The following is a 24,132-nucleotide window of genomic DNA, read 5'->3' on the forward strand; positions in this document are numbered from 1 at the left end:
GAACTGCTGCCACCGCCTGACGGCGGCGGAGCCCCGTGGTGGAAGATGTCAGCGCAGCGCAGCTGGCACAAGGGACTGTGGACGGCCGAAGTTCACCATGTGGCGAAGGCCGCCATGAGCACGGCGGAGGATCAATGGGACTTGACGTCCTGGGGCTTGCGGAGGAAACAGAGCGCGTCTACGTGGCTCTGGTGGCACATCCGCGCTGCACCGCGTCGGAGCTCGGTGCGGCCTGTGGGCTGCCTTCGGCCAAGGTGGGGCGACTGCTGTCGAAGCTCGTGGCCGACAGATTGGCGACCAAGGCGGCCGTACGTCCGCCGCGCTATTCGGCCACTGCCCCCGATGTCGCCGTGACCACACTCATCCAGGAACGGGAGGAGCAGCTCAACGAGGCCCGCTCCGCGGTGCACCGCTTGATGGACATGCACCGCGAGGCCACGCGGGTCGCCCATCCGGATCTCGGCGTCGAACTCCTCACCGACCGGGACGAGCTCAGCAGAGTGGCCCGCAGGCTTATCCTCGACGCCCGCGAGCAGGTCCGTGGGTTCGACCGGCCACCGTACGTCAACCGGCCCGGCACCAACCTGGACGTGCAGACGCAGCGCCAGCGGGCCGGAATCGCCCATCGGGTCGTCTACGACCGGGAAGCAGCCGCCTGGCCGGGGCGGATGCAGGGCGACATACTTTCCAGCATCAGAACGGGCGAGAAGGCACGGATACGCCCCGAACTGCCCCTGAAGCTCGTGATCAGCGACAGTGAGGTGGCCGTCGTCCCCTTCAGCCTCGCGTCGCAGGGACAGTCGGCCGCCTACCTCATCCACCGTTCCCCCCTTCTCGCGGCCTTGGAGGCCTTGTTCGAGGCGGAGTGGGAACGGGCCGTCCCGCTGCGGGACACCGACGGGACCGGCACCGCTGGGCCCGAAGCAGACTCCCTGTCCTCCGAGACGTCGAAGCCCGACCCGGAGACCCAGTCCCTGCTGAACCTGCTCGCCTCGGGTCTCACCGACTCCGCCATCGCCCGCGCCCAGGGTTGGAGCGAGCGGACGACTCAGCGGCGTATCCAGCGGCTGATGGAACGCCTCGGGGCGTCGACACGCTTCCAGGCGAGCCTCGCCGCGGCACGCCGCGGCTGGCTGTGAAGCGCATCAACCAGCGTGCGCCCCGATACGTGCTCCCCCAGGTAGGCTCGGGGCGTTCCCGGGACTGGAGGTACTCGTGGGCGTTGAATGGGTTCGGCTCAAGCTTGATCTGGACGCGTTCGACGGTGCTCGGTTCGAGCCGTACCTTCGTCGCTGCCGACAGGCCGGCGTCGAGTTCACGACCATGGCGGCCGTCGGCGACGCGGCCAGGAATCGGCGCGCACTCTATGACCTGAACAGGACGTGCTCCGCCGACATCCCGGGGCGGGGCGAGTTCTACACGTTCGACGAGTACCTCGCTCAGCGCATCGAGACTCCCACATATGACCCCCGAGGTGTCGTCCTCGCCGTGAACGGTGGGTCGTGGGTCGGCATGGCGGCGACGTCGATCCGCCCGGAAGGACACGCTTTCAGCGAGATGACCGGAGTCCTGGCCGGCCATCGCGGCAGGGGACTCTCGCTGGCCATGAAGCTCCTGGCCATCGATTACGCACGCTCTGCCGGCGTGCGCTGGCTGCGGACGCTCCATCACCCCGGCAACGCGCCGGCCATCGGAATGAACCGACGACTGGGATTCGTCGACGACGCTCCACCAACCGCGATGGCATGACGGCCCACGCGCCAAGCCACGCTCGCTCCGGCCACGACCACGCCGAGGCAGGACTCAGCTTGCCTCTCGGCCGGGAGCGCCTCCAGGTCAACAGCCCCGTGGGGCAACGTCGGACGACACTGCCTGCTTGGGAGCCCCGGCAGCTTGCGGGTCCGGCTATTCCCCAGGGGCTTCCGTATTGTCCGGTGGAAAGCCGTACCGTCCTTGGAGCCGGACGAAGCACGCCGCGGTCAGGACACGCCGCTGCTCCAGTCCCGAAGCGGTGCGCACGAAGCACACCACCTGCTCGTCCCCGCCCGGGCCCATCGGCTGGACGAGGCGGCCGGACGGCCGTATCTGCGCCACCAGCGGTGCGGGTACCTCCGGGAACGCGGCCGACACGACCACCGCGTCGAACGGGGCGCGGTCCGCAACGCCTTCGGTGCCGTCTCCGACCCTCAACTCCACGTTCCGTACACCCTGTCGCGCGAGATTCTCGTCGGCCTGCCGTGCGATGCCGGGCCGGGTCTCGATGGTGACCACGTCGGCGGCCAGCCGGGCGAGCAGGGCGGTCTGGTAGCCGAGACCGGTACCGACTTCGAGGACGTGCTCGCTCCCGTCGAGGTCAAGGCTCTCGATCATCATGGCGGACAGCGACGGCTGCGTGGTGACCTGCCCTTGTCCAATGGGCAGGGGCTTGTCCTGGTAGGCGGAGGCCGCCAGAGCGGCCGGCACGAATTCCGCCCGGGGCGTCATCCGCACCGCCTCGAGCAGCCGCTCGTCCCTGACCCCGACAGCTCTGAGGGCCCGCACGAGATCCTCGGGCCTACCGGACACGACATCCACGGGCCGCTCACCCCACCGGAGACGTAGGCGGCGGAACTGCCGTTCTAGCCCTGAGGGACGGCCAGTTCGCGGCCTCGGTAGAAGGAGTTTTCCTCCTGAAGGACGTACGGTGCCATGGCGTCCCGTCGGCGTGCCTCTTCGTCGGAGGACCGCCATGCGTCACACGACTTCTGGGATTCCCAGAAGGACACGCCCATGATCTCCTGCCCGTCGTCGGACCAGTAGGCGAAGGCACGGCTCATGCCGCCGGGGTGCGAGTGCGGACGCCATGCCCGCTCGAACTCCTCCAGGCTGCCCGGCTTGATGCGGCGCGTGGTGATCCAGACGTACTTCTCTTCCATCCTGGCCTCCTTCGATGCGACCGCCCCGATGAAGGTCCTTTCCACCACCATAGGAGCCGACCACGGGTTCCGCCTGGGCGAGCAGAGCCGCCGGCACCCCGCGGCGGCAGCGCACACGGGAGAGATGCGCCGTATGACTTTCTGGGGGACGCTGGCAGCACACGCACCCTCTTCTGGTGCGCACCCCTTCCACCACACGCCCCGGAGGCGGGTCATGACCATCTCGCGTTCCAAGTCCAACCCGACCACCCTCTCGAACCTGGCCGCGCGCGTGTCCCATGCCCTGCCGCGCCGAGGAAGAAGACACGACTCCCGCTGGTCCGGTTACGCGAAGACGCTGCGGTCCGTCCGGCCCGGGCGGTCCCGCCGGCCCAGCCGCGCAAGGAGCCTGTGGCCGGGGCGCAAAGCCTGACCGATGTCCCGCTCTCCGTCATGGCGGAGCCTGTGCGCGCCGCGGGACTTCGGACGGCCGGGCCCGCACGCCCGTGAGGCCGACGGGTGGTGCGCCCCGGAGTCGACATGACCCGTTGATCCCACGCGTCGGCCCCGTCTCCTGGGGCGCCGTCGGCGCAAGTGCCACAGGAGGCGTCACGGCCGTGCGGAACGCCTCCCGGCGACCATCGCCTTCTCCATCAGACCATGCGTGCCGCGAGCTCCGGCGGAACAGCGCGTCAGCTCGGCTGGTACGTGGGCGGTCTGGTCTGGCTCGCTCCGATGGGCTGCTGCGCCCACACGGTCTTCCCCTGTGAGTTGAAGCGGGTGCCCCAGTTGTCGGCGACATTGGCGATGATGAACAGTCCCCGTCCGGTCTCGTCGACGGTGCGGGCGTGTCTGACGTGCGGGGCGCTGGTCGCGGAGTCACTGACCTCGCATGTCAGCAGCCGATCGAGGATGAGGCGCAGCCGGATGCGCGGGGTGCCGTAGCGGACCGCGTTGCCGACGAGTTCGCTGGCGATGAGCTCGGTCGTGAAGGCGCTCTCTTCGTCGATCTGCCAGGTCTTGAGCTGGCGGCGGACCGCCGCACGCGCGAGGGGCGCCGCCTCGGGGTCGGAAGGCAAGGGGCAGGTGAGGACTCGATCCGGGGGCAGCGCTTTGGTGCGGGCCACCAGCACGAGCTTCTCGCTCTCGTCGCACTCCCTGAGCGCGTAGGCGATGGTGTCGCACAGGTCGTCCATGGGCCTTGCCGCGCCCTTTTCCAGGAGAGAGTCCAACGACGCGGACGGCATGCGGATTTCCTCGTTGACCACTGCCAGGACGCTTCCCTCGGGGACGGTGATCTTGGTGGCCGGGAACGGAGCGCTGCCCGTGCCGGCGAGCAGCGGGCCTGCCGCCACGGGCACTCTGACCGTGCTGCTGCCGGGGGCGACGGCGAAAGGCTCCGGCAGTCCGGCTCGGACGATGGCGCACTCCTGCTCCACCGAGTCGTAGACCACGATCAGGCAGCCGGCCGTGAGCGGCTCACGGTGCAGCGGGTCGCCGGCCGGCAGCGCGGCTCGTTCGGCGGCCAGACGGGCGGCGGTGTCACTCAGGCGTGCCATCAACTCGTCCGGCTCCAGGTCCAGGGCGGCCAGGGAGTGCAGGGCCGTCCGCAGTTGCCCCATTGTGGTGGCCGTGGCCATCCCCCGTCCGGCGACATCTCCGACGATGAGCGCTGTTCGCGCACCCGCCAACTCGATCACGTCGTACCACGCACCCCCGCCTCCGGGTCCGGGAATGTGCAGGTGGGAGATCTCCACGGTGGACGGCTTCGCCGGCCGCTGCGGAAGCAGTTTGCGCTTCACGGTCGCGGCTATGGTCCGCTCCTGGGTGAAGCGGCGAGCATTGTCGATGCACAACGCGGTATGGGCGCAGACGTCGGACGTCAGCGCGATGTCCTCTTCGTCGAACGGATCCTCCCGCCCGTGGCGATAGAAGCTCACCACGCCCGGGGCCTCACCCCGCACGGACAGCGGCGCGACGATCAGGGAGTGGGCGTGGGAGCGTCGGATGGCCTCTGCTCGAGCCGGGTCGGCGGCAAGCCAGACGCTGTCCTCCTGCACCTGTACGAGCCGTGGCCGCAGATCGGTCAGTACCCGCGAGAAGGGGGTGCCCTCCGGCAGCTTCCGCACCTCGCCCACGGGATGCGCCGATGCCTGCCCCCGAAATGCGGCCCGGCGCAGTGGTACGGCCGGATCGACCGGGGCCAGCGGTGGCTGCTCACCGCGCACCACGTCCTCGATCACCTCGATCACCACGATGCCCGAGACCGCGGGCACGACCGCGTCGGCCAGTTCCTCACACACGCCCATGACGTCCAGCCGCTGCCCCACCCGTTTGCGGACCTGTTCCAGCACCTTCAAACGCTGCAGTGCCCGTTCCCGTTCGGTGACGTCCAGCGTGGAGACGGCGAGGCCCACAACGTCACCGCACGCGCTCTCGAGACGTGCGTAGGAGACGGAGTAGATCCTCGGCTTGCCGCCGGTGGAGCCCACCGTGGATCGCACCAGACGGTCCAGCGCCGGCTTGCCGCTCTCCAGCACCCCGCGCGCCGCCGCCGTCTCCTCCTCGGGCGCCGTGATCCGGTAGGCCTCGCTGAACACCTGGCCCTGCAGAGAGTCGACCGGGAAACCACGCAGACCACTCACCGCCGTGTTCACGCGGACGATGCGCAGCTGGTCGTCAAGGACGTGCACGCCCACCGGCGACTGGGTGAACACGACCCGCAGGAGTGCCAGGTCCCGCAGCGAAAAGGCACCTGCGGTGGCCCGCAGCTCCCACACCACCGAAGATCCGGTCAGTACCGGCATCACCACCAGAGCGTGCATAGCCGTGCATGTAGTCCGCAGCCATTCGTCATCGATCCCGGCCTCACGCACCAGTTCGCCCACGGTCCGGCCGATGACCTCCTCCGCGGCCCACCCGAACGCCTCCGCCGCCAGGGGCGACCACTCGATCACCCGGCCGGCGCCATCGATTCGCATGAGCACGTCACTACTGGACACGGAACACACACCTCCGCTCCCACTCACACCGGGCGGCAGGGCCACCGGGCCGCGAACAGCCACCGGTCGACGCAACGCGCCCATCTCCCCATGGTGGGTTCCGCAGGCGGGCCACCGCCAACGGCAGACAGCGCTGACCCCATGGAACCGCTCAATCAGACGCGCTGCCGCCTGCCGCGGGGGCGCCCCAGGTCGGACCGGCGTCACGCCACCTTCCGGGCTACCGCGGAAGACCGTCCCCCATCACAGACGGTCACGGTCGAGTGGCATTGAGTGGAAACGGGCTCACCAGTTGGATTAGCGAAGCGTAGCGAACCTGTGGCAGGGTGCTGCGCGCACGCCCGGCGCCCGGGCGACGCCCGCACCCTCCTCGGTCGGGGCTTGCGGCCCGGTCGACCAGCGTCCGCAGGGACGTGCCACGCGGACTGGCGGCTCCAGCCGTTCAGTACCAGGGCACGAAGGCGATTGGCTCCCAAGGCTGAGCAACGCTCAGCCTTGCTAAGCCAGTCAGAGACGCTCGGATCTGGATCAGGGCGACGCGACGCGTCCCGTGGAGCCAGTGCCGGTCGAGGACAAGGCGGTCGCCCAGCCGCCCCCCGATGGCGGCCACGTCCCCGCCGGGTATGGGCGCCGACCCGCGCCGCCCACGATCCTGACCGGCGGCGACCGGACACCCTGAGCGGGCGGTGCCCGGGTTTCCGGTCGTCGGGATCCGTTTCCGGTCGGTCCTCCCGTTGCCGTCAGGCGGCCCTGCCCTCGTCGGCCTCCAGCCCCCGGTCGACACCATGGGGGACGACCGTCTGGCCGGGCTCCAGATGGAGACGCTCGCCGTCGAGGTAGACCTCGACCTGTTCCGGCTCGAACGACACCATGTCGTTGATCCGGTCGACCTCCCGGTAGGCGTCGGGGTACGACCAGGCGGCACGGCGGGCGTCGCCGATGTCGTAGTAGTCGCACAGGCCCTTGTAGGGGCAGAACGTCTTGCCTTCCACCGGGCGCAGCAGGGTTTCGTCGATATCGGCGCGCGGGACGTACCAGCGCGGGGCGAATCCCGACTCGTAGAGCACGACGGGGTGTTCGGAGCGGGCCACCACGGTGTCGCCGTGGCGGACTTCCAGGGTGCGGGACGTGTCACGGATGTCGATACGGTGGTACTGGTCCGCGGCGTGTCCCAGGATGCGTTCGTCCTCTTCGTAGAAGGCGTCCATCGCGCGCCAGGCGAACGCGATATGGCCCTCGAGTACGGCGGCGTGTTTGGACAGCGCGGTGAACTCCCATGCGGCACGTTCGGTGGTGCGGTCGCCGACGTGGACGGCGTACCAGGCGGTGTCACCGAGGTCCTTGTGCTGGGTCACCTTGCCGCCCGCGACCAGGGCCCGCTCATCCACGTCCTCGCGGGGGAAGTAGGCCACCGGGTACCGGCTCGGCTCGTGCAGCACGATCACGTTCTCGCTGTCGGCGATCCAGGCGTCGTTGAACCGCACACGCATGCGGCGACGCAGCCGCTCGGCGAACAGCATGCGTTCCGGCGGGGGTCCGGGGGTGAGGAAGTGTCCGTTCGCGCCCGGGGAGAGGGGGCCTTGCTGCCAGGACAGTCCCATGGTCTTTTCCTTCCTGGTGCGGGGTGCGGCGTGGTGGCTGCACCTCGGGGTGCGGGTGGGCGTCGTGCCCGGTCAGGGCCACCGCAGCCGCCTCGACCCTGGGTGCGTCAGGCCAGGACGCGGCCGAGGAAGTCACGGATGTGCCCGGTGATGGTCTCGAGGTGGCTCTCCAGGGCGAAGTGCCCGGACTCGAGCAGGTGGATCTCGGCGTTCGGCAGGTCCTGGCCGAACGCCTTCGCTCCTGCGGGGCCGAAGATCTCGTCGCCTGCTCCCCAGACCGCCAGCAGCGGGACCTGGGAGTCGCGGAAGTACTGGTGGACCTGCGGGTAGAGGTCCACGTTGGTGGGATAGTCGCGGAAGAGCTTGAGCTGGATCTCGTGGTTGCCGGGCCGGTCCAGCAGTGCCTGGTCGTGGACCCAGTTGTCGGGGCTGACGAGGCTGGGGTCGGCGACTCCGTTGAGGTACTGCCAGCGGGTGACCTCGGCGGTCAGGGCGCCGCGCATGGGGGCTTCGGTGTCCGGTCGCGGGTCCTTGGCGTAGGCGAACACACCGTCCCAGAAGGGCTTGACGAAGCCTTCCTCGTAGGCGTTGCCGTTCTGGGTGACGATCGCGGTGATGCGGTCCGGGGCCTGGAGTGCGAGCCGCCAGCCGATGGGGGCTCCGTAGTCCTGTACGTACATCGCGAACCGGTCGACGCCGAGGTGCTGGAGCAGCCCTGAGGTGACCTCGGTGAGGGCCTCGAAGGTGTAGCGGAAATCCTGCGGCGACGGCATCGCGGACTGGCCGAACCCGATGTGGTCGGGGGCGATGACGTGGTACCGGTCGGCGAGCGCCGGGATCAGGTGGCGGAACATGTGCGAGCTGGTCGGGAAGCCGTGGAGCAGTACCACGGCGGGTGCCTCCGGATCGCCGGCCTCCCGGTAGAAGACCTCGAGGCCGTCGATGGTGGCAGTGCGGTGGTGGACTGTGGGAGCCATAGACCTAACCCTTCTATTGAGCTTGAGTGGTTACTCAATCAGTCGACCACGGTCCCGCTAACCTGTCAATCCACTTTTAGCGGTTATATCGAGAGTCCCGAGATGGGCGCCGCCGCGCCCGGACGGAGCGCACTGATCGGTCACCGGAGGCCGAGAAAGACGGGATCGGACCCGCGGCCTGGTTCCAGTCTCAGCCCGTGGACGGTCATGAGCCGACTCAGCCGATCAGGGGAGCCCTGGCAGCGGAGGCCGACCCGGGAGCCTCGCAGCAACCCCGCGACAGGCTTCATGGCGGACTCAATGGGGCCCCTTTTCGGAGTGGGGCCCGGTGCGTCCCGCACCCCGGTTCCCGGCATGGTCACGCCACTCGACGATCGACCCGTCCCTGCACGCGCGGTCTTGCCCACCGAACCTCACTAAGATCGGTCATATCGCACAGATCCGACCGTCAGAGGAGCCGCACCCCGCCGGCCATCCACACGGGAGAACCGCAATGGCGACGCTGCTGTCCGTCAACGTCGGGACGCCGAAAGACGTCTCCTGGCAGGGAAGGACGGTCCACACCGGAGCGTGGAAGGCCCCCGTAGAGGGCTCCCGGATGGTGCGGCGGCTGAACATCGACGGAGACGGACAGGGAGACCTGGCCGGGCACGGCGGCGAGATGCGCGCGGTGCTGGTCTACCAGGTGCAGTCCTACCAGTACTGGCAGAAGCAGCTCGGCCGAGACGACCTGACGTTCGGGATCTTCGGTGAGAACTTCACCGTCGACGGCCTGCCCGACGACGAGGTGTGCATCGGCGACCGGTACCGCATCGGCGAGGCCGAGTTCGAAGTCACCCAGCCGCGCGTCACCTGCTACCGAGTCGGCATGCGCTTCGGTGAACCGTCCCTCGCCTCTCTCCTGGTCGCCCACCACCGCCCCGGCTTCTACCTGCGGGTCATCACCGAAGGACGCGTACAGGCCGGCGACGAGATCACTCTCACCCGCAAGGGCCCGGAGGAACTCAGCGTCGCCGACATCGACGCGCTGCTCTACCTCCCCGACCGCGATCCGGCGAAGCTGTGCAGAGCCCTGAACATCCCCGCCCTGAGCCCGGGATGGCAGCAGTCCTTCCGTGAACTGGCTGCCGCTCAGCAGCCCTGCCAGGAACCGGGATGGCCGGGCGAACGCGCCGCCGCGCAGCAACCGAGACAACAACCGGTGTGGCCGGGCTTCAAGCGCCTGCGCGTCGCCCGCATCGCCCGTGAGACCCCCACCATCTCCTCGATCTACCTCGACAGCGCCGACGACACCCCACTGCCCGAGGCCCGAGCGGGCCAGTACCTCTCCATCCGTCTCGCCACCGGCGAAGGCTCCCCCGCAGTGCGCAGCTACTCCCTGTCCTCCGCGCCCGAGGCCGGCACGTACCGCATCAGCGTCAAGCACGAGCCTCACGGTCTGGTGAGCCACTACCTCCACACGAGCCTCCACCCCGGGGACCTCGTGGAGATCGCCAGTCCCCGTGGAAGCTTCGTCCTCGGCGGTGGAGCCGGCCCCGTCGTCCTCATCTCGGCGGGCATCGGCGTCACCCCCGTGCTGGCCATGCTCCAGCAACTCGCGGCCGCACGAGACCCGCGGCCCGTCTGGTGGATCCACACCGCCCACGACCGTGCCCACCACGCCTTCGCGGCCGAGGCCCACGCCCTCCTGGCCCAGCTCCCCGACGCCCACGAGCACATCTACTACACCGCCGAAGCCCCGGGCCCCGACGAGCCCCACGTCACCCAGGGCCGCCCGACCGCAGCTTCGCTGGCGGCCATGGGCTTTCCCTCCGACGCGGACGCGTACCTCTGCGGGCCCTCTGCCTTCATGAACGACATCGGCGGCTACCTGCGCGATCACGGTCTGCGCCCCGAGCGGATCCATACGGAACAGTTCAGCGCCCTGCCCGCCATCAACCCCGGCATCACGCCCACCGCCGCGGTCAGACCTCATCAGCCGCCCGGCCCGAGGGGCACGGGCCCGCTCATCACCTTCGCCCGCAGCGGCATCACCACCCCCTGGTCGCCGGCCCACGCTTCACTCCTGGAGCTCGCCGAGGCCTGCGACATTCCCACCCGCTGGTCCTGCCGCACCGGCGTGTGCCACACCTGCGTCACCCACCTCGTCTCGGGCGACATCACCTACACCCTGCAGCCCCTGGAGCTCCCCGAGACCGGCACCGTCCTGGTCTGCTGCAGCGAACCCGCCACTGAAATCGTCCTGGACCTCTAGCCCTGTGATCCATGCGCTCGCGGTCGAACACGCATCTGCGCTCTTCGCGGTCCGGCCCTCTTGCCTGTCTGGAGCTCCAGTGCCCTGCCGACCACGCCTTCGCCGACTGAACGGCACCCGGACGGCAGGCGCGGGCGACCGGCTGCGGCCGAGCGCGGCAGAGGCGCGTCGCCCGGCAGCCGGAAGCCCATCGGCCCCGGAATGCGTCTCACTTCGACGGATGTTCCCGAAGATCCATCGCGCTCACAGTTCCCCGATGGCTGCGCCCAACTCGAGTTCGGTGCGGGAGCGCTCCTGCAATCCGCGCTGCATGAGGGCGCCGAGCCGGGCGGTGCTCGACGGGTCGCGCGCCAGGATCTGGAAGAAGCCCGAGTCGACCTGGACGTCCTCCTTGGGCGCGAGGCCGGCCGCGTTGATCCGGCGCTTGGCGAGTCGCACGGCGGCCTCCGGGAAGCCGGCGATGCGCTCGGCGAGACGCTCGACGTAGGGGACCAACTCCTCGTCCGGCAGGGCCTTGTTGACCACGCCGATGCGCTCGGCCTCCCGTGCGTCGAGGTCCTCACCAGCGAGGATGATCTGCATGGCCCGGCCACGGCCGACGAGACGCACGAGGTGCTGGACCGCGCCCGCTCCGGGATAGGTGCCCAGGCCCACCTCGGGCTGGGCGATCACCGCGCGCTCCAGCGACGCGAACCGCATGTCGCACGCGTACAGGAACTCCCCGCCGGCGGCGCGCGCACGGCCTTCGAGGAGGGCGATCGTGACGGGCCGCGCCTCACTGAGCCGCCGGTACAGCGCGCCGAGGCTGACGTCGTCCGGTCCGCCGGACGTCGCCGCCGTCGCCGTGTACTGGGCGATCCGCTGCACGTCCACGTGCGGGATGAAGAAGTCCTGATCCGCGCTGCGGAAGACGACGACACGAGCGCTGCCGTCGGCCTCGGTGTCGTCGAGCAACGCGATCAGGTCCGCCACGAACCGCTCGTCGATCAGGTTGATCGGAGGGTTGTCGATCGCGGCCCACAGGACCCCGTTGCGCAGTTCCGCCCGAATCGTGGAGTAGTTCCAGGGCATCGGCTCCGACTCCTTCGCTGTTTTCCGTCATCAGTGGTCGCTTGCGATTTGCAAGTGGCATGACTACCTTGGCCGAGTCGCTTGCGATTTGCAAGCGTCCGAAAGGACCGCAGGTCAACGCCAACGGCACCGCGGTGCGGACATCACGCAAGGAGACTCGGCATGGTCGAGCGCACAGAAGAGTCCATTCACCTGCCCGACGGCACCGTGCTCAGCGCATGGCTGTTCCTGCCGGAGGGCACCGGACCCCACCCGGCCGTCACGATGGCGCACGGTTTCGGGGGCACGAAGTACCACGGCATCGAACCGGTCGCACGCCGACTCGCAGAGGCCGGCTTCGCCGTCTCGCTCCACGACCACCGCGGCTTCGGCGAGAGCGGCGGCGAGCCACGCCAGGACATTGACCCCTACCAGCAGATCGAGGACTGGCGGCGGGTCATCTCCCACCTGCAGACCCTCGACGTGATCGACGCCGACCGGATCGGCGTGTGGGGCACGAGCTACGCCGGCGGACACGCCCTCGTCCTCGGAGCGACCGACCGGCGGATCAAGGCCGTCTACTCGCAGGTGCCCACCATCAGCGGCTCCCGAAGCGGGCAGCGACGCGTGCCGCCGCACCTGACCCGCGGGCTGGAGGAGTCCTTCGCCGCGGACGAGCTGGCACAGGCCCGAGGCGAGGCCCCGGCCGTGCAGGAGTTCGTGAACGCCGACCCGGCGGTCACCGCGTCCTACCGGAACGAGGACGCGATCAACTTCTACCTGGGCCACGACATTCCCGAGGGCGTCTGGGAGAACCGCGTCACGGTCCAGTCCAACCGGCGTGCCAGGTCCTACGACCCCGGCAACTGGATCGACCAGATCTCCCCGACCCCGCTCATGATGCTGGTCGGCACCCATGACAACGTCGCCCCGACCGACCTGGCCCTGAGCGCCTACGAGCGGGCGCTGGAGCCCAAGGAACTCGTCCTCCTGCCGGGCGGCCACTTCGATCCGTACCTCGACGGCCTCGACGCGAGCACGGGTGCAGCCGTGCGCTTCTTCGGCTCGCATCTGACCAAGTGACGCGACGGGGTGCACCCCCGCGGGGCGGCGGGCTGCCCTGAGAGAGGCCGGCCCCGGCGCCCCGATGCCCCGGCTTGCGGACACCCAGCCTCCGGTCCGGAATCCGGGCATCACCACCTTGCTCTACAATTGCAAGGAACCTGTGATTGGGGGCACCGATGAAACGTCGAGAGCTGGTCAATTCGCCCTGCCCGATCGACCGCTCCCTGTCGGAGGTCGGCGACACCTGGACGCTTCAGATCCTCCGCGACGCCCTGCACGGCGTGACACGGTTCACGGACTTCAACAAGCACATCGGCCTTGCCACCAACGTCCTGTCCGCCCGGCTGCAGAAGCTCGTGGCGGTCGGGATCCTCGAGATCCGCGAGTCGGCACTCGGCAACTCCCACGAGTACGTCCTCACCGAGAAGGGGCGGGATTTCCACACCGTCCTCGCGGCTCTGCGCCAGTGGGGGCAGAAGCACCTGTTCGAGGACGACGAGCCGATGAACCGCGTCATCGACGCGCGCACGGGACAACCGCCACGGCCGCTGACGCTCACCGCCGAGGACGGCAGGGAAATGTCACCCGACGACATGCTCGTGGTCCAGTCGCGGGCGGCGGACCCCATCGAAACCGCCGTACCGATCGACACGCCTCGCCGCCACCAGCCCTGAACCGCCGGCCCTCGGCGTCACCAGAGGACCTCGATACGACTTGTCGTTCCCTGCGAACGGTCCGTGTCTCCCCTATCGTGAAGAAAAGACCGGCAGGCTGCTGGGAGAGCCCTGTATGGGACTGTCTGCGCGGATGGACGCCTTCCAGCGGCGTCACAAGACGGCGGGTATTGCCCTTGCCGTGGCCTACAAGTTCTTCGACGACCAGGGCACGTACCTTGTCGCTCTGCTGACCTACTACGCCTTTCTGTCGCTGTTCCCTCTGCTTCTGCTCCTTGTCTCGGCGCTCGGGGCGCTGCTCCAGGACAACCCGCAGCTGCAGGAACGCGTCCTGCACTCGGTGCTGAGCAAGTTCCCGGTGATCGGGGAGCAGCTGGGCCACAACATCCATTCCTTCCGCAGCAACGGCTTCGCGCTGGGAGTGGGCGTGGTGGTCAGCCTCTACGGTGCGCTCGGCGTCGCTCAGGCCGCACAGCTCACCCTGAACAAGATCTGGGCCGTCCCGCGCTACCGGCGCTCCGATCCGCTGCGATCACGGCTGAAGGGCATGCTGTTCCTGGGCGTTGTGGCAGCAGGCCTGGCCGCCACGACCGGTCTGTCCGTCGCGGCATCGGCCAGTCGCGTCTTCGGCAGCCACCTCGGGGTCGAGGTGCGGTTCGCTGTCACCGTTGCGGCGATCGCGCTCAATGCGCTGGTCCTGCTGCTGACCTACCGCATGCTCACCCATCGCGAAATCCCGGCACGGCGCCTTCTGGGAGCCTCGATCGGCGCGGCCTGCGCGTGGCAGGGCCTGCAGTGGGCCGGGACGTACTACGTCAGCAATGTGCTGCGGGGTGCCAGCGCCACCTACGGCATGTTCGGCATCGTGCTGGGTCTGGTCGCCTGGATTTATCTCACGGCTCTGGTGTTCGTCGTGGCAGCCGAAGTGAGCGCGGTGCGCCTGCACCGGCTGTGGCCCCGCAGCCTGATGACTCCCTTCACCGACGATGTACAGCTCACCTGGGCGGACCGGCGGGCCTACGAGTCCTACGCGACCACGGAGCAGTACAAGAGTTTCGAGGAGATCAAGGTCTACTTCCACCAGAGACCTCCGCCACCGGACGACACCGAGAACTCGTAGCCGATCGACGCCTGAGCCGACGACCGTCGGGTCCACGTTCGGCAGGACGGCAGCCGAACCGCGGGTCCAAGGTGACGAAGCCGACGTGTCGGTGCGGCGTGGCCATCCGTTCTCCCTCTGGTCGTCCCGCCGGCTACTGGCCTGCCCACCCACTCACAAGGAGATCGACCGATGGTCGCCAGCAGTCTTGTCCTCATCTCCAACGCAGGTGGCGTGGGCCGCAGGGTCCTCGACCGGCTTCGCGCAGAGGACGTGCCCGTTCGGGTGATGGTCCGCCACGACGACGACCGTGCGGCCGAGATGCGTGCCCTCGGCGCGGAGGTCGTCACCGGCGATCTGACCCGGCCCGAGAGCGTCGCGGCCGCGCTGGAGGGCGCCGGGCGGATGTACTTCGCGATGCCTGTGTCGCCGGACCATCTGCTGGCGACAACCGTGGTGGCCAGCGTGGCCCGCGAGTACGGGGGGCTCGACGCTCTGGTCGACATGTCCCAGATGACCGTGTCGCAGATGACCGCCACCAGCACCGCGGAGTCGCAGCAGCAGCGGCTGCACTGGCTGGCGGAGCAGGTACTGAACTGGTCGGGCCTGCCGGTGGTGCACATCCGGCCCACGTCGTTCCTGGACAACGCGCTGTTCACCACACTGGCGGCACGGTCGATCCGGGAGAACGGCACGATCGCGCTGCCCTTCGGTACCGGGCGCACCTCGCCCGTCGCCATGGACGACGTCGCGCGGGTGGTCGCCACCGTGCTGCGCGACCCGGCCCCGCACGTCGGCAACGTCTACGAGCTCACCGGGCCCCACACGGTCGACATGAGCGAACTGGCCGAGGAGTTCTCACGGGCGCTGGGTCGCCCGGTGTCCTATGTGGACGTGCCCCTGGACCAGTGGCGCACCCAGGTGCTCTCGAAGGTGGGCCTGCCACCGCACACCGAACAGCACATCGCCACCATGGCCCGGCTGCACCGGGAGAACCGCTACGACCGCGCGTCCGACGACGTCGAACGTGTGACGGGGGCACCCGCCCAGACGATCGAGGCGTTCGTGGCCGCGCGCAAGGACTTCTACCTCGGCTGAGCCGCACCCACCGGCCCCCTACACGCGCCACGGAAGCATCGGCCCGCACCCCGGCCCCGCCGGAACGGCGCGGACTGTGGCAGGGGCCGGGCTGGACGGCGGTCACGGCGAACACCGTTGCGGTGTCAGCAACGGTCTGTGTCACTCAGCAGGTGCGGCCGGAACGAAATGTGCTGTGACGGGCGGCAGTTGGGGAGCCGCTCCTCGGGTGATCCGGCCGTGTCGCAGTTGCGTAATGGCCAGATGCGCCATCCCCCGACCATTGCCCCGCGCAGGAAGCGACCCGATCCTCCAGTTGGTCTTCCGATCTTCGCTTCCTTGAGGGGTGCTCCTTGCCTATCGTTCCCAGACTCAGAACAGGGCCGCTCGCGCTTGCCGTCGTAGCCGCCCTGGCGGCGGGCGGCATACCGGCCACCGCCGCGCTTTCGGGGGATGCGGCCGGTCCGGTACCGGCCGTCGACGCGGTCCAGCAGCACAGCGTCACCCTGATCACCGGTGACAAGGTCACGATCGGCACCGCCGCCGACGGCAGCACCGTCCGCTCCTTCGAAAGCCCGGACGGGCGCACCGCCGGCTTCCACCGCGCCGTCATCGACGGCTCGACGTATGTCTACCCCGACGAGGTCCTTCCCTATGTCAGCGCGGGGAAGTTGGACAAGCAGCTGTTCAACGTGACCCAGCTGATCGCGGACGGGTACGACGACGCGCACGCCGCCCGGTTGCCGCTCATCGTCCGTTACTCCGATGCCGCCGCCAAGTCCCGGACCACGCCGAAGGTGGCCGGCTCGACCGTCGTCCGGCGCCTCGACAGCATCCAGGGCGCGGCCGTCGCACAGAACCGCAAGCAGGCCTCGGCCTTCTGGTCCGCGCTCACCGGCGCTTCCGGTGCGGCGGCCCGTTCGGCGAGCCCGGCGTTCGCGGGCGGCATCGCCAAGGTCTGGCTCGACGGCAAGGTGAAGGCCGACCTGGCCGACTCCACCGCCCAGATCGGCGCGCAGCAGGTCTGGGCGGAGGGCGACACCGGCACGGGCGTGAAGGTCGCGGTGCTCGACAGCGGTGTGGACACCGAACACCCCGACCTGACCGGACAGGTCGACACCAGCGCCAGCTTCGTCCCCTATGAGGAGGACGTCGCCGACTTCAACGGTCACGGCACCCACGTCGCCTCGACCATCGCCGGCACCGGCAGCGCCTCCGACGGCAAGGAGCGGGGCGTCGCCCCCGGCGCCAAGCTGGCCGTCGGCAAGGTGCTGGACTCCGAGGGCCGAGGACAGGAGTCCTGGATCATCGCGGGCATGGAGTGGGCCGCCCGGGACCAGCACGCCAAGATCATCAGCATGAGCCTGGGCGGCGGCGGTGACGCCACCGACCCGATGAGCCAGACGGTCGATCAACTCAGCCGCGAGACCGGCGCGTTGTTCGTCATCGCGGCGGGCAACGGCGGCCCGCACGCCATCAGCAGCCCCGGCGCCGCGGACGCCGCGCTGACCGTCGGCGCCGTCGACTCCGCGGACCATCTCGCCGACTTCTCCAGCCAGGGCCCGCGTGACGGCGACGCCGGACTGAAGCCCGAGATCACCGCACCCGGCGTCGACATTCTCGCCGCCCGCTCGCACTACAAGCGGGGTGCCGGTTACTACACCACGATGAGCGGTACGTCGATGGCGACGCCGCACGTCGCCGGCGCAGCCGCGCTGCTGGCCTCGGAGCACCCCGACTGGACCGGCTCGCAGCTGAAGGAAGCACTGGTCAGCAGCGTGAAGGCGACCCCGTCGTACACGCCGTACCAGGCGGGCGCCGGCCGGCTCGACGCGCTGGCCGCGGTGCACGCCTCGGTCTTCGCGACCGCCAGCGCCTACTCCGGGTTCCACACCTGGCCGCCGAAGCCGGGAGAGACCGACGCGCAGAAGGTGACGTACACCAACGTCGGCGACGCTCCGGTCAGCCTCGACCTGGCGGTCGACGGCACTGTCCCGGCCGGGTTGTTCTCCCTCTCCGACGACCGGATCACCGTTCCCGCGCACGGCACCACCTCGGTCGACCTGACCACTCAACTGGACCGGTTGACGGCCGACCAGCCGATCAGCGCCATGATCACCGGTACGGACGGCAGCGGAACCGTGCGGGCCCGGACCCTGATCGGCGGCGCCCGCGAGGGTCAGCGTCAGAACCTGACGGTCGTCGCAAAAGACCGGTCGGGCAAGCCGCTGGCGGGCAGGGTCGTCCTCAGCGCCGAGCACCTCTTCACGGTGATGGACCTCGACGCGTCCGGCACCGGCACGCTGCGGCTGCCCGTCGGCAACTACAGCGGATGGCTCACGGCCGACGTGCAGGGGGCCGACGGGCCGCACTCGCGGGGCATGGCCCTGCTCGCCTTCAACGACGTGCAGTTGGACCAGGACCGCACCGTCACCCTGGACGGCCGGAAGGCCCGTCGGATCCTGGCCCGTGTGCCGCAGCAGACCACCGCTGTCGCACCGCGCCTGGACGTCCACCGGTCGTTCACCGACAGCCTGGTCGAGACGTCCATGCTGCCGGACCCGTCCTACGACAGCATCTGGGCACTTCCGACCGGCAAGAAGGTCACCACCGGCGAGTTCGAGTTCGGTGCCCGCTTCCGCCTCGAGCAGCCGGCGCTGACGCTGGGCACTTCGCGTACGACCTACGCCGACCCGCTGGTCAAGCGCGCGGCCAAGCCACTGCCTGCCGGCACCCGGACGCTCACGGCGGTCTACGCCGGCGAGGGCACGGCCCAGGAGCTCGCGCGGCAGGACGTGCGCGGCAAGGCCGTGGTGGTCCGGGGCAGCGACCCGGCCGCGATCAAGGAGCAGGCGGAGGCCGCCGCGACCGCGGGCGCGCAGGTGCTCGTGGTCGTCAACGACGGCATCGGCCGGCTGCAGCCCTGGGACGAGACTCCCTGGAGCCCGGAGAGCCCGGCCCCGCTCACCGTGGCGACCCTCAACGCGGACCAGGGCGCCGACCTGATCGACGCGCTGCAGCACGGAGCGGTCAAGCTGAAGGTCACCTCGCACCCGACCACCGACTACGTCTACGACGTGGTGCACCACTGGTCCGGCGCGGTCCCGGCGGACCCGACCTGGCGGGAGGAGTCCAAGGACCTGGGCAGGGTGGACGTCTCCTTCCGCAACTACCGCCAGGGCAAGGCGATGGAGTTCCGCCCCGACGTCTGGCGCGGCTGGGCCGTCGGCAACCAGCTGACCGTTCCCGCCCAGGGCGAGCGGACCGACTGGGTCACCTCCGACGCCGGCTGGCTGGACGACGCCTTCATCCAGGGCGAGACAGGGCAGCACTCCTTGGACGTTCTGCGCTACCCGGCGCGGACGACCGGCAAGGTCTCCTGGTTCGGGCCGATCCAGCGGCCCCGGATGGGCCCGATGGGCTATCAGCCGGTGCGGTACCTCGACACCATGTACATCACCGCGCCCGGCTGGGGTGACTCCGGCGCCGGCCACGTGGGCGAAGCCGGTGCCAACTTCGACGTCAAGGACTGGGTCGGGCTCTACCAGGGCGACCAGCTGCTCGACTGGGGCAACGCCGAGTGGCTGCAGGTTCCCGCGCTCGCCGCGGAACGGCTGCCCTACCGGCTGGTGGTCGACAACGACCGGGGGGCCTGGGCCAACCCGTACTCGACGCACACGCTGACCGAGTGGAACTTCACCTCCGAGGTCACCGGAAGCGATTCGACCGTGCCACTGCCGCTGATCCAGCTCGACTACGGCGTGGACACCGACAAGGCGGGCCGGGCGGACCGGCACACCCAGCTGACGGTCACCGCTTCCCACCTGCCCGGCACGACTGCCGGCATCGGGAAGCCGTCCCTCGAGGTCTCGTACGACGACGGGGCGACCTGGCAGCGGGCCGACCTGGCCGGCCACGGTGACGGCTGGGCCACGGCCCTGCGCGCGCCGAAGTCCGCCGGCTTCGTCAGCCTGCGGGTCACTGCGCGCGACAGTGCGGACAACAGTGTCTCGCAGACGATCACCCGGGCCTTCGGCCTGCGCTGACGTCGCCTGACATGCTCACCCGCCGGTCGGGGCCGCCTCCTGCGGCTCCGGCCGGCGTCAGGCTGTGCGGTCCATGACGACCGGCGGTCGCCGACGATCGGGGGACGATCCGGTGGTCCGGGATCAGTTCCACCGACGGTGCAGGAGCTGGTCGAGCAGCAGATAGGCCCGTTGCTCCGCTGCGGCGAGCTCGGGGGGATCGATTCCCGCGGACCACAGCTCACCGGCGGCGGCGTCGTCGGCCTCGCGCAACTCCACCACCGCCGCCGCCAGATCCATCGAGACGTTCGGGTGCGGTGGCCCGGAAGGGGCGGCCAGCGCCCGCTCCGCGCGTTCGGCCGCGCCCTCGCACGCGGCGTGCGCACGCTCCACCCGCACCGCGGCATGGTCGTGGACCACCACCAGTGCGCAGACCAGTCCCACGACGATCCCCAGGAGGCTGGCCAGCCCCCGGTCACGGACGAGTTCGCCGGCGGACACCGGGGCGGCCAGGTCGCTGAGCAGCAGGGCCAGCGGCGTGAGGAACACGACGCCGAGGCCGTAGTTGCGGACCACGACGTATTCCAGCAGGAACTCCATGAGCACGATCACCAGGGCGAGGACCACGGGGCCGGGGTGTGCGGCCAGCACACCGAGGGTGAGCAGCAGTCCGACGACCGTGCCCAGAGTCCGCTGGGCCGCACGCTGTGCCGTCGTGCGGATGTTGACCGAGTGCAGCACGGCGGCCGCCGAGATCGCCGCCCAGTAGCCGTGTCGTAGCCCCAGCAGAGCGGCCAGCCCACCTGCCACCCCCGTGCCGAGGACCATCCGCAGCGCGGGAACGATCCGGACCGGGACACGGCCGGGGCCGCCGAGGGGGCGCCCCATCATCAGTTCGGAGGCACGTCGTGCGGCGGGATCGGACCGTGCCGCGGCTGTCCCGGCCGTGCGGGCGACCGCGTCGTCCGGTGCCTTTGGAGCCGGGCGCACCAGCTCGGGCAGCACCGGGGGGAATCGGCGGCGGCGGTCCGCGAGGAGACGGGCCTGCCGGCGCAGGGCCTGCGCCGTGGCGCTGGAGTCGTCGGCGGACCGGCGCGCGGAGCTGATCAGCAGCGACCAGGACACGTCGGTCAGGGTCATCACGGTCCCGGTCCCGCCGGGTTGCTGCGCGTGCGTCGGCGGCGTGAGACCGAGGGAGTCGTATGCCCGCAGAACGGCCGCCGTCGCTCGATGGCGCGTGCGGCCGGTCGCGAGCCCGCGGTCGGCTGCTTCCAGCAGCTCCGCGAGGGCGCGCAGGGCCGCGGCGACCGCGAGTCGTTGAGGGCGGTCCGGATGGACGAACCGGCCTGCCATCGCCAGCGCCCAGGCCACCGCCGATGCCGCCACGGCCAGCCCGGTCTGCGGGAGGACGGCGGCCGGAGCGGTCGAGCTGTTGGCTGCCACCGCGAAGGAGAAGAGCAGCAGAACCGCGCCCAGGCCGCCCAACCGCGTCGCATCACAGACGAACTTGGCCAGCCCGGCGACCAGGGCCGTAGCCGCCACCACCACGACCTCGCCGGTTCCTCCCGCGCGTGGATCGAGCGATGCGGCGAGCGCCGAACCGCAGCCCACGCATGCCGTCATGGCCACCCCGACCAGCGCGATAACGCGAGCCCGGCGAGGGTAGGGCAGATTGCGCCCGAACGTGGTGGTGAACGAGCCCAGCATGGCGTAGACAGCGAGATCCGGCCGCCCGGCCAGCACGATCGGCAGCGCCACCATGGCCATGGCCAGGGCCGCGCGCAGCGCGAAGAGGAAGGCTCCGTCGACCTCTTTCAGGGCCAGCGCACCGCGGGGAGAGAGCACCCGCGTCACCCGGGCGACCGATCGCCGCCGTCCCTGCCGTCTGTCAGGGCCGTCGCCGGGCTGACCGGCGGGGGGACCGCTTCGGTTCTGGCTCATGACTTCCCGGTTGCCGCTGTCCGCGGTCCCCGGCTCGCCGCGGCCGCAGTCGTCGAAACGGTGGCCGGTGTGGGCGTCCGCACGACGTCGGGCACGCCGCCGGGTATCGCCGCGACACAGACATCGCCCGCTCATCACTGTGCCCGATGTACGCGAGGCAGGCCTCTCGGCAGAGGCCCTGCCCCGCTCCCGTCCCCTGCCCGTGGGCGTCAGCCCTGGGCGGGCTCGCCGATCCGCCTGACCTCCAGCAGCATCGCCTGGTCGGGGTTGAGATTCGGCATGGGCAGTCCTGCGACCGCGAGGACCGCGCCGGGCAGGGTCAGCCCGCCCTCGAGTGCCTGGGGCAGCCAGGCCGGGCCCGAGGTCTGATGCAGGGACGGCAGACCCAGTTCCGTACGGACCCTGACGTGGTAGGTCGCATCGGCGGCCAGTCCGGGCAGGCGTACGCGGCCGGACTGGCCTTCGGGGGACGTGGCCACCCGCGCCCAGCAGTACAGCGCGGCGGACTGGTCGTGCGCCACCACCCCGTGCAGCAGTGTCGCGTCGCCGGCGAGGTCGGCGCGGACGGTGCGGCCTCCGTGCAGCAGGGGCCGCAGTTCCCGGTAGAGCGCGGTCCAGGCGGTGAGCCTGGCGAGTTCCTCGGGGGTGCACCGGGTGATGTCCTGCTCGATGCCCGTGTGCCCGAACAGGGCTGTGGCCAGCCGGAAGCTGTCGTAGCTGATCCGGGCGGTGGTGTGGCTGGTGGCCGCGCCGACGTGGGCGCCGATCAGCTCGGGCGGCAGAAGCTGGGTGGTCCAGCGCTGAATGGCCTGGCGCTCCACCGGGTCGTTGCAGTCCGAGGCCCACACCCGGTCGGTACGGGCGAGGATCCCCAGGTCGATCCGGCCGCCGCCGCTGGCGCAGCTCTCGATCTCCAGCCCGGGGTGGCGCTCCTTGAGGGCGTCGAGCAGCCGGTAGAGCCCGAGCACCTGGGCGTGCGCGACCGGGCGGTCGGCGTCACCGTGCACGGCCTCGTGCAGCTCCCGGTTGTGGTCCCACTTCAGGTAGGCGATGCCGTACTTCTCCACCAGTGCGTCCAGCGCACCCAGCAGGTAGTCCCACACGGCGGGGTTGGAGAGGTCCAGGACGTGCTGATGACGGGAGGACGGGCCGACTCCGCGGGCCGGACCGAGCACCCATTCGGGGTGTTCCCGGGCCAGGTCCGAATTGAGGTTGACCATCTCCGGCTCGACCCACAGCCCGAACTCCATGCCGAGCGAACGCACATGGTCCACCAGCGGGGTCAGCCCCTCGGGCCACACCACGGGGTCCACGGTCCAGTCGCCCAGCCCGGAGTGGTCCGAGCGGCGCCCGCGGAACCAGCCGTCGTCCAGCACGAAGCGCTCGACACCGACCTCGGCGGCCTTGTCGGCCAGCCGCAGCAGGCGGTCCAGGTCGTGGTCGAAGTAGACCGCCTCCCAGCTGTTGAGGATCACCGGGCGGGGGGTGCGCGGGTGGGCGGGCCGGGCGCGCAGCAGGGCGTGGAAGCGGCCGGCGAGTCCGTCGAGCCCCTGGCCGGACCAGGCGAAGTGGCATACCGGCGTGGTGTAGGACTCCCCCGGGGCGAGCCGGATCTCCCCGGCCCGCAGCAGCTCTCCCCCGCCGAGCACCGCGGCGTGGGCGCCGGCGCCCTCCGGCAGTTGCTCGACCAGATACCGCTGGTCGCCGCTCCAGGCGATGTGCACACCCCACACCTCGCCCTCGCGGAAACCGAACCCGGGCACGCCCACCGCCACGAGGTACGGCGAGTCAAGGCCGGGCTTGCCCCGCCGCACCTGCCGGGCGTAGGTGCCGTAGGCCAGCGGGCGGCGCTGGGGGGAGCGCTCCCGGCTCCACTTGCCGGTGAAGTCCAGGATCTCCCCGGCCCGGCGGGGCAGCGGAAGCAGGGTGGTGACCTGCGCGAGGTCGTAGGGCGCCGGGTCGGCGTCCTGCCGCCGGGTGATCCGGGTCTGCACGCCCAGCACTCCGGAGGGCTCCAGCCGATAGGTGACGGTGGCGTCAAGTCCGGCTCCGGGGTCGGTGAGCCGCAGGGACAGCTCGCCGCCTTCGGCCTCGGGTCGGTAGGAGGTTTCGGCGAGGCTCAGCCGGGGCGCGGCCGAGGTGCCGGCCAGGTGGCCCTCGTGGGCCGGGGTGCCGGACCAGCCGTCCGCCTCCGTGGGCCAGACGGTGAAGCGTCGCGGGATGTCGATGGAGTTGTTGAGCACGGCGGGCTCGTCGGTCAGCGCGAGGGCAGCCAGTCCCTCCTCGGACAGCTCGCCCAGGTCGGCCCCCCAGTGCAGAACTCTTGGCACCGGCTCGGTGAGCTCCACGACGAGTGAGGTGCCGGCCGCGCGCAGGGCGAGGATCCCCGGGGTGGTGTCGGACATACAGAGCCCTTTCCCTTTGTCCGGTCCGCCGGACGCTCCCTGGTCGTGGGCCGCGTCCGGCGTCCGGT

The 24,132-nt window shown here is 70.3% G+C and carries 16 protein-coding genes; 8 read left to right on the top strand and 8 right to left on the bottom strand.

Annotated features, from left to right (window positions below):
- The first annotated feature begins 134 nt into the window (after window positions 1–134).
- Window positions 135–1,139 carry a helix-turn-helix domain-containing protein gene (locus ABZ904_RS10385; protein WP_360992266.1) on the top strand — a complete coding sequence of 335 codons (1,005 nt, stop codon included), beginning with the start codon at window positions 135–137 and terminating at the stop codon, window positions 1,137–1,139.
- A 76-nt stretch (window positions 1,140–1,215) separates the two neighbouring features.
- Window positions 1,216–1,749 (top strand): GNAT family N-acetyltransferase, encoded by a 534-nt coding sequence (locus ABZ904_RS10390; protein ID WP_360992263.1) that lies wholly within the window; start codon window positions 1,216–1,218, stop codon window positions 1,747–1,749.
- 156 nt (window positions 1,750–1,905) lie between these two features.
- Here the strand turns inward: ABZ904_RS10390 and ABZ904_RS10395 are convergent, their stop codons facing one another.
- The 5 genes from ABZ904_RS10395 to ABZ904_RS10415 form a co-directional block, all read right to left on the bottom strand.
- Window positions 1,906–2,541 (bottom strand): protein-L-isoaspartate(D-aspartate) O-methyltransferase, encoded by a 636-nt coding sequence (locus ABZ904_RS10395; RefSeq protein WP_360992260.1) that lies wholly within the window; start codon window positions 2,539–2,541, stop codon window positions 1,906–1,908.
- A 77-nt stretch (window positions 2,542–2,618) separates the two neighbouring features.
- A complete protein-coding gene (locus ABZ904_RS10400) occupies window positions 2,619–2,915 on the bottom strand; it encodes an antibiotic biosynthesis monooxygenase (protein ID WP_360992257.1) in 297 nt (98 codons plus the stop codon).
- Window positions 2,916–3,586: 671 nt separating this feature from the next.
- Window positions 3,587–5,896 (bottom strand): SpoIIE family protein phosphatase, encoded by a 2,310-nt coding sequence (locus ABZ904_RS10405; protein WP_361822406.1) that lies wholly within the window; start codon window positions 5,894–5,896, stop codon window positions 3,587–3,589.
- 740 nt (window positions 5,897–6,636) lie between these two features.
- Complete coding sequence (locus tag ABZ904_RS10410; RefSeq protein ID WP_360992251.1) at window positions 6,637–7,497, bottom strand: DUF427 domain-containing protein; 861 nt, start codon at window positions 7,495–7,497, stop codon at window positions 6,637–6,639.
- Between the two features lie 107 nt (window positions 7,498–7,604).
- Entirely contained in the window at window positions 7,605–8,474 is an 870-nt protein-coding gene (locus ABZ904_RS10415; protein WP_360992248.1) for an alpha/beta hydrolase, read from the bottom strand.
- A gap of 493 nt (window positions 8,475–8,967) precedes the next feature.
- On the opposite strand from ABZ904_RS10415, the gene ABZ904_RS10420 reads away from it, so the two are divergent.
- Window positions 8,968–10,728 carry an MOSC and FAD-binding oxidoreductase domain-containing protein gene (locus ABZ904_RS10420; RefSeq protein ID WP_360992245.1) on the top strand — a complete coding sequence of 587 codons (1,761 nt, stop codon included), beginning with the start codon at window positions 8,968–8,970 and terminating at the stop codon, window positions 10,726–10,728.
- 243 nt (window positions 10,729–10,971) lie between these two features.
- Here the strand turns inward: ABZ904_RS10420 and ABZ904_RS10425 are convergent, their stop codons facing one another.
- The gene (locus tag ABZ904_RS10425) at window positions 10,972–11,799 is read right to left on the bottom strand and encodes an enoyl-CoA hydratase/isomerase family protein (RefSeq protein WP_359400223.1); all 828 of its coding nucleotides are present in this window, start codon (window positions 11,797–11,799) and stop codon (window positions 10,972–10,974) included.
- Window positions 11,800–11,961: 162 nt separating this feature from the next.
- On the opposite strand from ABZ904_RS10425, the gene ABZ904_RS10430 reads away from it, so the two are divergent.
- From ABZ904_RS10430 to ABZ904_RS10450, 5 genes are all read left to right on the top strand, one after another.
- Entirely contained in the window at window positions 11,962–12,861 is a 900-nt protein-coding gene (locus ABZ904_RS10430; RefSeq protein WP_360992241.1) for an alpha/beta hydrolase, read from the top strand.
- A 158-nt stretch (window positions 12,862–13,019) separates the two neighbouring features.
- Window positions 13,020–13,517 carry a helix-turn-helix domain-containing protein gene (locus ABZ904_RS10435; RefSeq protein ID WP_359400229.1) on the top strand — a complete coding sequence of 166 codons (498 nt, stop codon included), beginning with the start codon at window positions 13,020–13,022 and terminating at the stop codon, window positions 13,515–13,517.
- Between the two features lie 115 nt (window positions 13,518–13,632).
- Window positions 13,633–14,637: a YihY/virulence factor BrkB family protein gene (locus ABZ904_RS10440; protein WP_359400232.1), complete on the top strand. Its 1,005-nt coding sequence runs from the start codon at window positions 13,633–13,635 to the stop codon at window positions 14,635–14,637.
- Between the two features lie 171 nt (window positions 14,638–14,808).
- Window positions 14,809–15,714: an NmrA family NAD(P)-binding protein gene (locus ABZ904_RS10445; protein ID WP_359400235.1), complete on the top strand. Its 906-nt coding sequence runs from the start codon at window positions 14,809–14,811 to the stop codon at window positions 15,712–15,714.
- Between the two features lie 332 nt (window positions 15,715–16,046).
- Entirely contained in the window at window positions 16,047–19,739 is a 3,693-nt protein-coding gene (locus ABZ904_RS10450) for a S8 family serine peptidase (RefSeq protein ID WP_361822412.1), read from the top strand.
- 123 nt (window positions 19,740–19,862) lie between these two features.
- Here the strand turns inward: ABZ904_RS10450 and ABZ904_RS10455 are convergent, their stop codons facing one another.
- Together ABZ904_RS10455 and ABZ904_RS10460 are read right to left on the bottom strand one after the other, a co-directional pair.
- Window positions 19,863–21,572 carry an FUSC family protein gene (locus ABZ904_RS10455; RefSeq protein WP_360992568.1) on the bottom strand — a complete coding sequence of 570 codons (1,710 nt, stop codon included), beginning with the start codon at window positions 21,570–21,572 and terminating at the stop codon, window positions 19,863–19,865.
- A gap of 296 nt (window positions 21,573–21,868) precedes the next feature.
- Window positions 21,869–24,064, bottom strand: coding sequence for an alpha-galactosidase (locus ABZ904_RS10460; protein WP_359400241.1), 2,196 nt, complete (start codon window positions 24,062–24,064; stop codon window positions 21,869–21,871).
- Window positions 24,065–24,132 lie beyond the last annotated feature (68 nt).

It is taken from the genome of Streptomyces sp. NPDC046900 (genome assembly GCF_040644975.1).
Taxonomy (GTDB): Bacteria; Actinomycetota; Actinomycetes; order Streptomycetales; family Streptomycetaceae; genus Streptomyces.